The organism is Enterococcus sp. NPDC086594, from assembly GCF_044746145.1.
Taxonomy (GTDB): Bacteria; Bacillota; Bacilli; order Lactobacillales; family Enterococcaceae; genus Enterococcus_D; species Enterococcus_D entomosocium.
In genome coordinates this window covers 372146-384888 of the sequence record NZ_JBIVBP010000002.1, presented here as the reverse complement: position 1 = coordinate 384888, position 12743 = coordinate 372146, and the positions used below count along the sequence as shown (strand labels likewise).

The window sequence follows — 12743 nt, the reverse complement described above, 5'->3', positions numbered from 1 at the left end:
CCTAATCTTCTAATTCATCATCTTGTAATAAGACTGAATTTGACATTGTAATAACCTCGTTTGTCGTTTGTGATTTTTGAAAATTGGGATTCAATTGAACATATATTAGAGCGATAATAAAACCAATTACACCAAATGCAAGGAGACTGAATTCTAAATAGCCAGCAATGACAAATCCTAAGAAAAAAAATGGCATTAAATATTTCACACTCATCATATTTAAGACCATCGCATAACCGACAACCACAATAAATCCTCCAGCAACTGCTAGCCCTCCCGTCACAACGTCCGGAATTGCATTCAGCATAGAAGTAACCATTTCTGCACTGACAAAAGCTGCAACAATCGTTGCAGGTATTGCAACTCGTAAAGCTTGGACAAATAGCGCGCTAAAATGCAACAAGATGATCTTATTGAAATTCGCTTTTTCTGCCTCCTTATCTGCTGCATGTTGAAAAGCAACAGTTATCGTACGAGCTATTACGGTTAACACTTGCCCTGCAGCTGCTACCGGAAGTGCGATTGCAATACCAGCTTGAATATCCTGTTGACCTACAACCACTAAAATGGTAGCAATAACGCTTGCTAAAGCTGAGTCTGGTGATTGAGCTGCTCCGATATTCATCCAGCCTAAAGCTATTAGTTCTAAAGTCCCACCTAATATAACTCCTGTCGTTACATCTCCTAGAATCAAGCCAACAATTGTGCAAGCAATTAAAGGACGATGTGTCTGAAATTCATCAAGTACACTTCCCATCCCAGCGATACAAGAAAAAAAGAAAATCAAAATAATTTGAAGAATCGATACCGACATATTTACACCTCTCTTTTTTAAAATCCAGCTTCTTTCATTTTTTCTTCAAAATCCCCTTTTGCATCAGATGCTATAACTCTCAAATCTAGCTCCACACCTTCTGAGACTAATTGTTTAAAAGCTAATGCGTCGTTATCTGTTATTGAAACAGCTTTTGTAACTTGTTTTCTCCCTTGCTTAAACTGCATCCCTCCAATATTAATTAATTTAATTGGAATCCCACCCCTTACCATTTCGAGAACCTCAGATGGATTCGTGAACAGAAAGAAAACGGTCTCATTTTTATATTTGGGATTATTAAAAACTTTAATCGCTTTTTCAACATTAATAACATTCACTTTTATTCCCGGAGGTGCAGCTTGTTTGACCAAGGTTTTCCGAATCTCATCTCTTTCAACTTCTTCGCTCACAACAATGATTCGTTTGGCGCCAGCTTCCTTCGCCCAAACAGTTGCAACTTGACCATGAATTAACCGATCATCTATTCTAGCTAGTCGAATATCCATTATAATTCCTCCTCTTCTTCAATAAAAACTTGGGAAAAAACTTTCACTGTATCACTTGATAAATCTACAAGATGATTCACAACTTCTGTCAAACCATTTGAACTCATTGAAACAGCTTCCAAAACTAGAGGTAATGACATCCCAGAAATAATTTCAATATCTCGATTACTCATTTCTATTGAAATTGCACAGCTAGCATTGTATGGTGTTCCACAAAACAGATCTGTCATAATTAAGATTGGTTCTTTAGAATGCTTGATAATGTTTTTTAACTTGTTTTGAATTGAATCAAATCCTTCATTGTTATAAAAATTAACAGAAGAACATTGTGGTATATTTCCATAAATCATCTCTGTAGAGTTTTTCATCTCATCCGCAAGTTTTCCATGTGCAACTAAAATAATCTTCATCATTTTACACTCCTAAACTCTAAAAAATCACAAACGTTTGACGCCACTATCCACGCGTTTTACCGCCTGATATATTAACAGTCACACCAGTAATATAACTTGACCGATCAGAGATAAAATATGAAACCAAATCAGCTATCTCATCTAGTTTTCCACTACGACCAAGAGGAATTGTTGTAGTTTGGCTATATCCTGCTCGTAAATCTTCTATTGTTTTGTTTCGAGTATAGGCTAACGCTTTTTCGTATTCATATGTTCTTAGACCTGTTTCTTCCATAATGCCTGGTGCAATACCAAGAACACGAATGCCATATTTCCCTAATTCTTTTGACCATGATCTGGTGAAGCTATTTATTGCTGCTTTTGTAGCCGCATAAACACTTTGTCCTTCCGAACCTTCAAGTCCACTTTCTGATGACATATTTATAATTACTCCATGTCCTTGCTTAATCATTTGACGGCTTGTGGCTTGGCTCAAAAGATAAACCCCTTTTTGATTAATTGCATACATTTTTTCAAATAACTCTTCACCAATTTCATAATTGCTAGATTTTGAATCTACTAATAACGCTGGTATATTGATGCCTGCATTATTAACAACTGCATCAATTACTCCAAATTTTTTCATTGCTTTGTCAATTAGGTTTTCTACAGAAGTACGATCACTAACATCAGTTTGCACAAAAAATAATTGTTTGTGTTTAATCCTCCCTTCTTTAATATCAGCATTGATTACATTAACCTCCAAGTCTAAAAGTTGCTTTATAATTGCTTCTCCAATTCCTGAGGACCCTCCAGTAACAACAACTGATTTGCCTTTAATGTTTAACCAATCCATACGTCTCCGCCTCACATTTGTGATTTATATTTAACATTTGTTGCAAATCAATCATAAGCAATCCAAAATAAGAAGTCAAGGGCTTTTTAACAAAAGTGATTAAACGTTCACAAATGTAAAAAAAAGAAACACTATCTGCGTGATAGTGTTTCATGATAATAAAGCTTCCGCTGTTTCTTCTGTTGTAACAATTATATTAGCATATCCGCCAAGTAAAGCACCTTTTATCGCGGCTGATTTTTCTAAAGATTCTGCAATCCCTATCCGAAAAGGAATGCGTTTCAACTCATTGATATCAATTCCTATTATACGATCATCTAACTCATTTGGAATATGATCACCATCTTTATCGAAGAATCTCGAAATTACATCACCTACAACATGCTTTTCTTCTAAGTGTTTAAAAATATCTTCTCCATAAAAATGAAGCCAACGATCGCTTTCCTTCATCTTAGGACTACCTATCCCAAATATTGCTATTGAGATATCTCTCCAATATTGAATCAACTTTTGATTGAATTCATTTTCCATTAAGGCTTTTTTTAACTCAATTGTTTCAGGAAAAGCCGGAGCATCAATTAATAATGCATGACAACCGAGATTCTTGGATGCCTCATAAGTTATTGTATTAACATGATACTCACTTTTTAACCTGCCAGCAGGTCCACCAACCATAGGGATACATAATAAATTCCGTTTTGTTCCTTGTTTTAATTCTTCAGAAAAAGCGGACATCGCTTGACCCCAGGAAAAACCAATTACCATATGATCCTCTAGTATCACATGAATATACTCATTTGCTGCCTCACCCAATAAATGAAGCTTTTGATCATAGTTCATAGTTGCTCCGGCTGGTACCACAATTGCTTTTTTCAGCTGGTACTTTTCTTCCAATGCCTCTTCTAAGGAATAAGTTCCAGCTTTATTATAATTGATCGAAATAGTTACGATGCCTTCTTCACGAGACTTCTTTAACAACCGACTGATGGTCGATCTGTGAATATTTAACTCTTTTGAAATCTGATTTTGTGTTTTATCTTCTTGGTAATACATTTGAGCAATTCGAACTAACAATTTATCTTCATCTTTATCCATTCAATCCCACCTTATCTTGGAGAACTTCACCTTTAGAGTAGCAGAGTATCTGAATAGATTCAATCACATAAAAACAAAGTAATTATTTATATTCAACTAAAGATTCCCCATTTATTAAAATCTTTCTTATCCACAGCATTCCACCATTGTAATAGCTTGGCTGCCTCTGTAAACTATACACATTTCATTTTTTACACAAAGAAACAGCCACTAAACCCATTTTTTACTTTTAAATTAATCAAAAAAAGCCTTGATTTCTCAAGACTTAATGATTTCTTGTATTTCAGCCATGGATTGGACGGTATGGTCGGCGGATACATCTTTTAAGATACCTTCTATATCATAAAATATCGTCTTGACACCTGCTCCTTGTCCTGCAAAAACATCCATCGTACGATCGCCGATCATGACGGTCTGATCTTTGTCTAAATGATATTTTTCGACAAGATAAATCAATGAAGTTGGATCAGGTTTACGGGGAAAGTTGTTTTCCGGTCCTACGATCTCAACGATCAGGTCTGCCATCTGTTCTTTTTCTAACAGCTCTTTTGTTGAAACGACATCGCGGTGGGTCAAAATGTAGTTCTTGCCACCAGCAGCAACCACGGCTTCTAATGTTTCTTTGGTTCCTACAAAGGAAAACGGCAAACGATCATCCAGCGCTTCATTTGCTTTGAATGCTTTAGTGAACTCTTGAAAATCTAAGTTGTATTTTTCAGCAACTTTTTTGGAAGATGAATCTTTCAATATATAATAAATCTCCGCTGGATCTGGATCGAAGCCATACTCCTTCAATGTCTTAATAAAAGCTTTTAACATGATTGGGTAGCTGTCGTAAAGTGTTCCGTCAAAATCCCATATGTAAGATTGGTACATGATATCCCTCGTTTTCTCCCTTTTTCAAATGAATGAAAGTTCCATTCATTTTCTGTAACTCTAAAAAGTTTACCACACTTTGTTTGGTTTGTCTTATTTATCAAGGGATTTCCTCCACAAGAAAAAAGCCATTAACCTTGTAACAATTCCATTTGCACAAACCAAAATACAAAGGAATATGTTACAGGTTAATGAACGTTCATCTTTACTAAAAAAGCATTTGAAATAATTACCAGCTACCAGAAACACCGCCACCGCTGCTACTTCCTCCGCTAAAACCGCCAAAATCATTCGAAGAACTTTGTGTATCGGCAATGACTTGTTCTTGATGGGACACGTGATTATTCATCATCACAAAGAACAACGCCATATTCATCCCATGCGGGTCATACTCTTGGCGAGCATTATTTAAAACTGCTGCTCGATCAGAAGCATCAAATGAGGATAATTTGTTTGCTAAATCTGGGTGATTTTGATAAACCTGTTTCAAGTCAACTTGGAACAAGGCATCTGTTTTCACTTCCGCTAGAACATTAGAAACTTCTTTCGGAATGGCTTGTACCATCTCAGCATAGGTCGCTTTTTCCGTCACAAGTTGCGCTAAATAACGCCCCTGCTCATTGCGTCTTCTGATCTCTTCTTTGGCTTGCTTAGCTATTTCTGCTCGATACGCATCTGCTAAAGGCAAATTCTCAGGTAACACCGCATCAGATAAATCATAGTCTGCCATCCGTTCAGACACTTCCCTGCCTAATTGGGCTTCATAGGTTTTTAAGGTGTCATGTTGTGTAAGGATCACCTGACCGAAATGTTTGACCGTGGTTTTTTTCTTCATCAGCAAGTTTGAAAAATAAGAGCCAATTGCTGGATTCGTCAAGGCATGTTGGATAACTCGTTTATCCGCAGTCGACAATCCGGTGATCGAACTCAATTTCGCTGGCACGTAAGTACTCGTCACATACTGCGTAAATGCTTGTTGACAATCTTTTGCTGTCTGATACTGATGGTAACGCTGATAGTTCTTTCTATTGCTAGCCCATTTCAAGAAATCTTTCTGTTGGAAGTGACTATCTTCTAACAGATGTTTCGGCAACGGCAGGTGCTCTTCAAATCGCCGTTTGGTTTTAAGATGGCGAAAACTGATGAACCCGACAAGGCCTGCAGCTGCTGCCGCTACGACACCACTGACGATTTTTCCAATAGTGAACCACATTTGCTTAGTGGCTTCTGCTTCTTGTGCCTGTTTTTCTGCTAACATTTGATTGCCATCTTGATAAATCGTCCCTAATCCAATCGTTTCATCCGCTTCTTTCATTCGCTGATAGACTTCATTAGAAGCTGCCAATATCGCTGTATCATAATCTTCATCTCGTAATGCGTCTTTGGCATCTTCATCCACTAAATCATCTTCCGATAGCTCACTGAAGACATAGGATAGTCCATCGCCATAACCCAGACGAAATTCACGATCATCAATGGCAAAGAGAAACAATAGTCCATTATTGTCCTCTGGATTTCCTAAACCATATTCATTGAACAGTTCCAAATTACGCTCTTCAATCGATTGCCCATCTAAGGAAGGGATCGTGATCACAGCATATTCTGGCGCGCCAGTCAATGATTGGAACCCCTCTTTATTCAAGGCATCGATCTGTTCGATCGTCTCTTGTGAAAGGACCCCGGCATCATCGCGAACAAATGTCTGTCCGAAGGCAATTGATGGTTGAAGGACAAAAAATCCCATCAAACCAACAAAAACCAACATCCCAAGTTGGAAGATTTTCTTCATTTTACCACCCCTTTTTATCGTGTTATCTTTCATTGTATTCGATTCCAAACAAAAAAACATCCGCCTTAGGAATGAAAAAAATAGTAACAGGACCAAAAAACCTTTAAAAGACAGCATTCTGATTAGTCTTTTAAAGGTCACTTTATCATATTTTCTTACAAAATGAACAAGAGCTAGTTTTTAAATGAATGGATCGGTGCGGGAATACGGCCGCCACGCAAAATGAAATCAGTAGACTTCGCAGGATTGGTTTTCATCACTGGCGCCGTCCCTAATAAACCACCAAACTCGATGCGATCGCCGATTTCTTTGCCTTTCGCTGGAATGATTCGGACAGCTGTCGTCTTGTGGTTGATGACACCGATCACTGCTTCATCCGCGATCATTGCGGCGATCGTCTCAGCCGAAGTATCTCCCGGAATCGCAATCATATCTAAGCCGACAGAGCAGATCGCCGTCATGGCTTCAAGTTTTTCTAAATTCAATAAACCAGCTTCTACTGCTTTGATCATTCCTGCATCTTCAGAAACGGGGATAAAAGCACCCGACAGACCACCAACATGGTTGCAGGCCATTACGCCGCCTTTTTTGACTGCATCATTTAACAATGCCAAAGCAGCTGTCGTTCCGTGGGTACCGACAGATTCTAAGCCCATTTCTTCTAAAATCAATGCCACACTATCGCCGACTGCAGGAGTTGGTGCCAGCGAAAGATCGACGATCCCAAATGGAACGCCCAAGCGCTCTGAAGCCACGCGCCCGACTAATTGCCCCATCCGCGTGATCTTGAAAGCTGTTTTTTTGACTGTTTCCGCCACGACATCAAAGGACTCGCCTTTGACTTTTTCCAAGGCACGTTTGACGACACCAGGTCCGCTGACACCGACGTTGATTTCCACATCAGCTTCACCGACTCCATGAAAAGCCCCCGCCATAAAGGGATTGTCTTCCACAGCATTGGCAAAAACGACCAGCTTCGCACAGCCCATATCTGATGCTTCGGCAGTCTTCTTGACTGTTTCTCCCATCAGACGCACTGCATCCATGTTGATCCCAGCTTTCGTTGATCCAATATTGACCGACGAACAGACAAAATTGGTTTGTGCCAAGGCTTCTGGAATCGATTCGATCAATGCAAGGTCACCGCCTTGATAGCCTTTTTCTACTAGCGCACTATAGCCGCCGATGAAATTGACCCCGACTTCTTGCGCCGCTCGATCCAATGTCTTCGCAACTTTGATACAGTCTGCGGGTGTCGGCTGGCAAGCTGCTACTACAATCGCTACAGGCGTAACCGAAATCCGCTTGTTTATGATCGGAATACCATACTCACTTTCGATTTCTTCACCAACTTTGACGAGGTCTTTGGCTCTTGTCGTGATTTTTTGAAAAATTTTCTCACAGGTACGATCAATATCGGCGTCGATACAATCCAATAATGAAATCCCCATCGTGATCGTACGAATATCTAAGTTTTCTTCTTCCACCATGCGAATGGTTTCAAGTATTTGATTTGTCTCCATAGTGCCTCCTATAATTTATGCATGGTATCAAAAATCTCTTGATTTTGAATGCTGATTTTCACACCTAATGCCTGACCTATTTGGTGAAGCTCCTCACGAACACCGTCAAAATCCTGATTGGCATCCATGTTTAAAAGCATCATCATCGTGAAGTAATCTTCCATGATCGTTTGGGACACATCTAAAATATTGATTTCTAATTCTGCTAATTTCTGGCTGACACCAGCGATGATCCCAACCTTGTCTTTTCCAATAACGGTTAATACGGCTTTCATATTCTCCCGCCTTTCATTAAATTTTTCTTATTATAGCATAACAAAACCACATTTTCGATGTAACATCAAACGAAAATGTGGTTTATTCTTTAAATGTTCGTTATTACGCCCGTTCAATCAAGTTTGCTTGGCTATCAAACTCATAAATGATCGGCTGTGCGTTAGGAATATCGATCGTATCCATGTCATCTTTGGGCACGTCCTCCAAGTATTTGACTAACGCCCGCAAACTGTTCCCATGACCAGTAATGAGAATATTCTTATGATCTTTAAGTAACGGAACCACCTGATCTTGCCAAAATGGAACCACTCGGGCCACGACCATTCCCAGATTTTCTCCCTTAGGAATCAAGCGAGGATCCAAAGAATCGTAGCGTCGATCGAAATCATTTTCCTCCACATATAAAGGCGGTTCATCATATCCTCGACGCCATTTTTGCACCTGTTCTTTTCCATATTGTGCCACCATCTCATCTTTATTGACCCCTACCAGTTGCCCATAATGACGCTCGTTTAAGCGCCATGTTTTGTGTACAGGCACCCAAAGCTGATTGCTAGCTTCCAATACGGCATCACACGTGATGATCGTTCGTTGAAGCACAGATGCAAAGGCAAAATCAAAAGTAATCCCCATTGCTTTGATCTGTTCCCCTGCTACCCATGCTTGTTGCCGGCCTTTCTTGGTCAGCGAAACATCCAGCCATCCTGTCCAATAATTTTCGAAATTTGCTTCACTTTCTCCGTGTCGAATCAATACGACCTTCATCCTACCGCCTCCTCTTCACTTTTATTATCGCAAGAAATCAAAAAAATGTCTTATGTTTCGTTTTTTTTGGCTTCTTCTGAGACCATTTTCCATTTGTTCATTCAGTGTGGTCACATTTCTTTATTATCGGTTATTTTCAAAGTGAAAGATCGAATATATATGTTTAGAAAAAAGACGCTGTGCCTTCTTCACATTGCTCTTGGTTGGATTGCAAAAAAATTGAATAAATGGTTTTACGCTCTACAACATTTTTTGACTTTTTTTCTCTGACTTATTGACTTCAACTGATGTTATGCTATGATAGTTTCTATCACTTATATGTATTTTTATACATTTATTAGTTATTATTTGCATTTTTAATAGATGCGCAGAAAAAGTTAAAGGGGCGTTTACATGAAAAGGTTTAGTAAGGGTACTGTTTTATTAGGGATCATCACAGCATTGCTGCCGTTTTTCTTTGTCGGACAAGCACATGCAGAAGAAACTGATCCAATCTATGAAAAAGTCAAAGAAAATGGTGTATTAGTCGTGGGTTTATCTGCCGATTATGCACCTTATGAATTCCGTGCCAATGTTGACGGAAAAAATGAAATCGTGGGAATCGATATTTCCATTGCCCAAAAGATTGCAGATGACTTAGGGGTCGATCTGAAAATCGAGGAACTTGGGTTTGATGCGTTGTTAGGGGCGTTAAAAACGGGTAAAATCGATGTCGTCATCTCTGGGATGGCTGCTACGGATGAGCGCCGCAAAGAAGTCAATTTCACTGACACCTATATGGAAGTCCAACAAACTGTTCTAGTTCGAGCGGAAGACGCGGATCGTTTCCAATCGACGGCTGATTTTGATGGTGTGGCTGTCGGTGCACAACGACAAACCACCCAAGAAGAGCTGGCAAATACAGAATTGACTGGCGCGACTGTCACCTCTTTGCAAAGGGTGCCTGATTTGATAACCAATCTAAAATCACGCAAGATCGATGCGATCGTGATGGAAGGTCCCGTTGCCGAAGCATATGTGACGGCGAATGATACATTGGCATTAGCCGAAAATGTCACGTTTGAAAACGGTGTGAAGGAAACCGCCATCGCCATCTCGAAAGAAGCGCCGGTTTTACTGGAAAAACTCAATTCCTCCATTGAAACCATTATTAGTAATGATCTTTTAAGCCAATACAAAGAAGATGCCTATCGATTGATGTTTACCGAAGATGGCACGATCGATGAAGAGCAAAGCTTTTGGGAAAAATATCTGCCTTTTTACATCACCGGAACTGGCTATACCATCTTCCTAGCCTTGGTTGGGGTATTATTCGGCTCTATCGGTGGCAGTTTGTTAGCCTTTATGAAGCTTTCTAAATCAAAAGCACTGAAAGTCATTGCCGCTGTCTATATTGAATATGTTCGAGGAACACCTTTGTTAGTACAAATATTTATTGTATACTTTGGAACAGGCGTGTTAGGCTTAGAGCTTTCGAAATTAGCTGCCGGCTGTATTGCCTTAGCACTAAACAGTGCCGCCTATGTGGCAGAAATCATTCGTGCCGGGATCAATGCCGTCAACAAAGGACAGCTGGAAGCCGCTCGTTCATTAGGAATGAATCAGATCCAAGCGATGCGCTTCATCATTTTCCCGCAAGCCATCAAAAACATCTTGCCTGCTCTAGGAAATGAATTTGTCACGGTCATTAAAGAGTCTTCGGTCGTATCGGTAATCGGTGTGTCTGAACTGATTTTCCAAACAGGCGTCGTTCAAGGGGCCAGCTTCAAACCATTTTTACCATACGTTATCGTATCATTGATCTACTTTGTATTGACCTTCGCCCTCTCACGTCTCTTGGGTGTTGCTGAAAGGAGAATGAAAACTAGTGATTAAAGTTGAAAAATTAGTGAAAACATTTGGCGAGAATACCGTCTTAAAAGAAATCGATCTTGAAGTGACACCTGGTGAAGTCGTTGTGATCATCGGACCCTCAGGAAGTGGGAAAAGTACTTTCTTACGCTGCTTAAATCTTCTTGAACAGCCGACTGGCGGGAAAATTACCTTCGAAGGCAATGATTTATTGGCAAAAGGGGTGAAAATCGATCAGATTCGTCAAAAAATGGGAATGGTCTTTCAAAGCTTCAATTTATTCCCTCATAAAACGGTGTTAGAAAATCTGACTATCAGCCCGATCAAAGTCAAACAGCAAGAGCAAGCTGCTGCCGAAGAGACAGCGAAAGGATTGCTGGAGCAAGTTGGCTTAGCTGAAAAAGCGGATAGTTTCCCCTCTAGCCTTTCTGGCGGGCAGCAGCAACGGGTGGCTATTGCTAGAGCGTTGGCAATGGATCCTGATGTAATGCTCTTTGACGAACCAACCTCAGCATTGGACCCAGAAATGGTCGGAGAAGTGTTGACAGTCATGCAAGCTTTAGCAGAAAAAGGTATGACGATGGTCGTCGTTACCCACGAAATGGGCTTCGCTAAAGAAGTTGCCGATCGTGTCATCTTTATGGCTGACGGTATCATTCAAGAACAAGGAACACCAGAACAGATCTTTGAGCATCCGCAAAATGCGCGGACACAGGATTTTTTAAGCAAAGTTTTATAGAAATTGGAGATGACAAAATGAACCGTCCGTTGATTGCAGAACGTTTTTTACAACCAGAAGAAAATCTTTTAATGGAGATCGCCACTCTTGCGAAGAAAACCCCAAATTTGATTGATTTGTCGATTGGTGATCCTGATTTGATTACAGATGCGACAATCATTGAAGCAGCTTTTGCTGACGTCAAAGCAGGTCATACAAAATACACCGCTTCAGACGGCAGTGCTGATTTTATCCAAACTGTCGTTGATTTTTATCAAAAGCAATACCAGCTTACTTTTTCTCCTAGCCAAGTACGAGGAACTGTCGGTGCATTGCATGGCATGTACTTAGCTTTGGCTGCCATCATTGATCCTGGTGATGAAGTGATTATTCATGAACCATACTTTTCACCTTATAAACAACAAGTCGAACTAGTCGGTGGTGTGCCGGTCTTTATCCCGACCTTTGAAAAAGATGGCTTTCAAATCGATGTCGAGGTCTTAAAATCCGCCATCACTGAGAAAACTCGGGCGATCATCATCAATTCACCAAACAATCCTACTGGTGCTGTTTTTTCTCCAGAAACTTTTGAAAAAATCGCAGCAGTTGCCATTGAACATGACTTGCTGATCCTCTCGGATGAAGTCTATGAAGCCTTTTGCTTTGATGATACCTTTGTACCGATGGCAGCCTTCGCACCTGAGAACACCATCACATTCAGCAGTTTCTCAAAAGCCTTTGCCATGACTGGCTGGCGGATCGGCTACATGATCGCACCTGAATCGATCAATCTTACGGCAAAACTGATCAATGAGGCGATCGCCTATTCGGCACCAACCCCTTCACAACGGGCAGGTATTTACGCATTGAATCACTATGATACCCTCGTGCCGCAAGTGGTTGCTGTCTTTAAGGAACGACTGACTTACATTGAACAACGGGTTGTTGAGATCCCATTCCTTTCCTTATCCCCTGTCAAAGGAAGCATGTATGCCTTCATCAACATTGAACAAACAGGGTTGGACTCTGTCAGCTTTGTAGAGAAATTATTAAAAGAAACCAGTGTGCTGATGATCCCTGGGAAAGCCTTTGGAGAAACGACCGGCGATGGCTATGTTCGCTTAGCTGCCACCCAATCGTTGGACTTGTTAAAAGAAGCTTTCGACCGGATTGCCGCGTGCTCATTTGAATAAAGAAAATCCCACTCACTACTAGTGTGTGGGATTTTTATTGTTGATGGACACGACCAACATTTAGCAGCTGTTTCGCTAAATCACAAGTT

The 12743-nt window shown here is 40.3% G+C and carries 13 protein-coding genes; 3 read left to right on the top strand and 10 right to left on the bottom strand.

Going from position 1 to position 12743, the window contains the following annotated elements; genetic code table 11:
- Position 1: 1 nt before the first annotated feature.
- The 10 genes from ACIPK1_RS06220 to ACIPK1_RS06175 form a co-directional block, all read right to left on the bottom strand.
- Entirely contained in the window at positions 2-814 is an 813-nt protein-coding gene (locus ACIPK1_RS06220; protein WP_336682293.1) for a PTS mannose/fructose/sorbose transporter subunit IIC, read from the bottom strand.
- Positions 815-831: 17 nt separating this feature from the next.
- Positions 832-1320: a mannose/fructose/sorbose PTS transporter subunit IIB gene (locus ACIPK1_RS06215; RefSeq protein ID WP_400450268.1), complete on the bottom strand. Its 489-nt coding sequence runs from the start codon at positions 1318-1320 to the stop codon at positions 832-834.
- Positions 1320-1730 carry a PTS sugar transporter subunit IIA gene (locus ACIPK1_RS06210; protein ID WP_400450266.1) on the bottom strand — a complete coding sequence of 137 codons (411 nt, stop codon included), beginning with the start codon at positions 1728-1730 and terminating at the stop codon, positions 1320-1322. Before ACIPK1_RS06210 ends, ACIPK1_RS06215 begins: the two co-directional genes overlap by 1 nt.
- A gap of 46 nt (positions 1731-1776) precedes the next feature.
- Positions 1777-2568: an SDR family oxidoreductase gene (locus ACIPK1_RS06205; RefSeq protein WP_400450264.1), complete on the bottom strand. Its 792-nt coding sequence runs from the start codon at positions 2566-2568 to the stop codon at positions 1777-1779.
- Positions 2569-2718: 150 nt separating this feature from the next.
- A complete protein-coding gene (locus ACIPK1_RS06200) occupies positions 2719-3663 on the bottom strand; it encodes a sugar-binding transcriptional regulator (RefSeq protein WP_400450262.1) in 945 nt (314 codons plus the stop codon).
- Between the two features lie 258 nt (positions 3664-3921).
- Complete coding sequence (locus ACIPK1_RS06195) at positions 3922-4539, bottom strand: HAD-IA family hydrolase (protein WP_400450261.1); 618 nt, start codon at positions 4537-4539, stop codon at positions 3922-3924.
- 229 nt (positions 4540-4768) lie between these two features.
- Complete coding sequence (locus ACIPK1_RS06190; protein ID WP_005236304.1) at positions 4769-6361, bottom strand: TPM domain-containing protein; 1593 nt, start codon at positions 6359-6361, stop codon at positions 4769-4771.
- 140 nt (positions 6362-6501) lie between these two features.
- Positions 6502-7851: a PFL family protein gene (locus ACIPK1_RS06185; RefSeq protein ID WP_400450259.1), complete on the bottom strand. Its 1350-nt coding sequence runs from the start codon at positions 7849-7851 to the stop codon at positions 6502-6504.
- A gap of 8 nt (positions 7852-7859) precedes the next feature.
- Positions 7860-8126 (bottom strand): ACT domain-containing protein, encoded by a 267-nt coding sequence (locus ACIPK1_RS06180; protein ID WP_005236306.1) that lies wholly within the window; start codon positions 8124-8126, stop codon positions 7860-7862.
- Positions 8127-8229: 103 nt separating this feature from the next.
- Positions 8230-8892, bottom strand: coding sequence for a 2,3-diphosphoglycerate-dependent phosphoglycerate mutase (locus ACIPK1_RS06175; protein ID WP_005236307.1), 663 nt, complete (start codon positions 8890-8892; stop codon positions 8230-8232).
- A 393-nt stretch (positions 8893-9285) separates the two neighbouring features.
- Here ACIPK1_RS06175 and ACIPK1_RS06170 point away from each other — a divergent pair, with 393 nt between their 5' ends.
- Genes ACIPK1_RS06170 through ACIPK1_RS06160 form a run of 3 tightly spaced genes read left to right on the top strand, consistent with a single transcriptional unit; the run spans position 9286 to position 12654 of the window.
- Positions 9286-10767: an ABC transporter permease subunit gene (locus ACIPK1_RS06170; RefSeq protein WP_005236308.1), complete on the top strand. Its 1482-nt coding sequence runs from the start codon at positions 9286-9288 to the stop codon at positions 10765-10767.
- Positions 10760-11482 (top strand): amino acid ABC transporter ATP-binding protein, encoded by a 723-nt coding sequence (locus ACIPK1_RS06165; protein ID WP_244733573.1) that lies wholly within the window; start codon positions 10760-10762, stop codon positions 11480-11482. The genes ACIPK1_RS06170 and ACIPK1_RS06165 overlap by 8 nt, the downstream gene beginning before the upstream one ends.
- Before the next feature lie 17 nt (positions 11483-11499).
- A complete protein-coding gene (locus ACIPK1_RS06160) occupies positions 11500-12654 on the top strand; it encodes a pyridoxal phosphate-dependent aminotransferase (RefSeq protein ID WP_400450256.1) in 1155 nt (384 codons plus the stop codon).
- The last annotated feature ends 89 nt before the right edge of the window (positions 12655-12743 follow it).

What these genes read in the sequence shown, in the direction of transcription:
- ACIPK1_RS06175 (WP_005236307.1), bottom strand. Translation starts at nt 8,892, where the DNA reads ATGAAGGTCGTATTGATTCGACACGGAGAAAGTGAAGCAAATTTCGAA.
- ACIPK1_RS06185 (WP_400450259.1), bottom strand. Translation starts at nt 7,851, where the DNA reads ATGGAGACAAATCAAATACTTGAAACCATTCGCATGGTGGAAGAAGAA.
- ACIPK1_RS06195 (WP_400450261.1), bottom strand. Translation starts at nt 4,539, where the DNA reads ATGTACCAATCTTACATATGGGATTTTGACGGAACACTTTACGACAGC.
- ACIPK1_RS06210 (WP_400450266.1), bottom strand. Translation starts at nt 1,730, where the DNA reads ATGAAGATTATTTTAGTTGCACATGGAAAACTTGCGGATGAGATGAAA.
- ACIPK1_RS06205 (WP_400450264.1), bottom strand. Translation starts at nt 2,568, where the DNA reads ATGGATTGGTTAAACATTAAAGGCAAATCAGTTGTTGTTACTGGAGGG.
- ACIPK1_RS06200 (WP_400450262.1), bottom strand. Translation starts at nt 3,663, where the DNA reads ATGGATAAAGATGAAGATAAATTGTTAGTTCGAATTGCTCAAATGTAT.
- ACIPK1_RS06160 (WP_400450256.1), top strand. Translation starts at nt 11,500, where the DNA reads ATGAACCGTCCGTTGATTGCAGAACGTTTTTTACAACCAGAAGAAAAT.
- ACIPK1_RS06170 (WP_005236308.1), top strand. Translation starts at nt 9,286, where the DNA reads ATGAAAAGGTTTAGTAAGGGTACTGTTTTATTAGGGATCATCACAGCA.
- ACIPK1_RS06180 (WP_005236306.1), bottom strand. Translation starts at nt 8,126, where the DNA reads ATGAAAGCCGTATTAACCGTTATTGGAAAAGACAAGGTTGGGATCATC.
- ACIPK1_RS06215 (WP_400450268.1), bottom strand. Translation starts at nt 1,320, where the DNA reads ATGGATATTCGACTAGCTAGAATAGATGATCGGTTAATTCATGGTCAA.
- ACIPK1_RS06220 (WP_336682293.1), bottom strand. Translation starts at nt 814, where the DNA reads ATGTCGGTATCGATTCTTCAAATTATTTTGATTTTCTTTTTTTCTTGT.
- ACIPK1_RS06190 (WP_005236304.1), bottom strand. Translation starts at nt 6,361, where the DNA reads ATGAAAGATAACACGATAAAAAGGGGTGGTAAAATGAAGAAAATCTTC.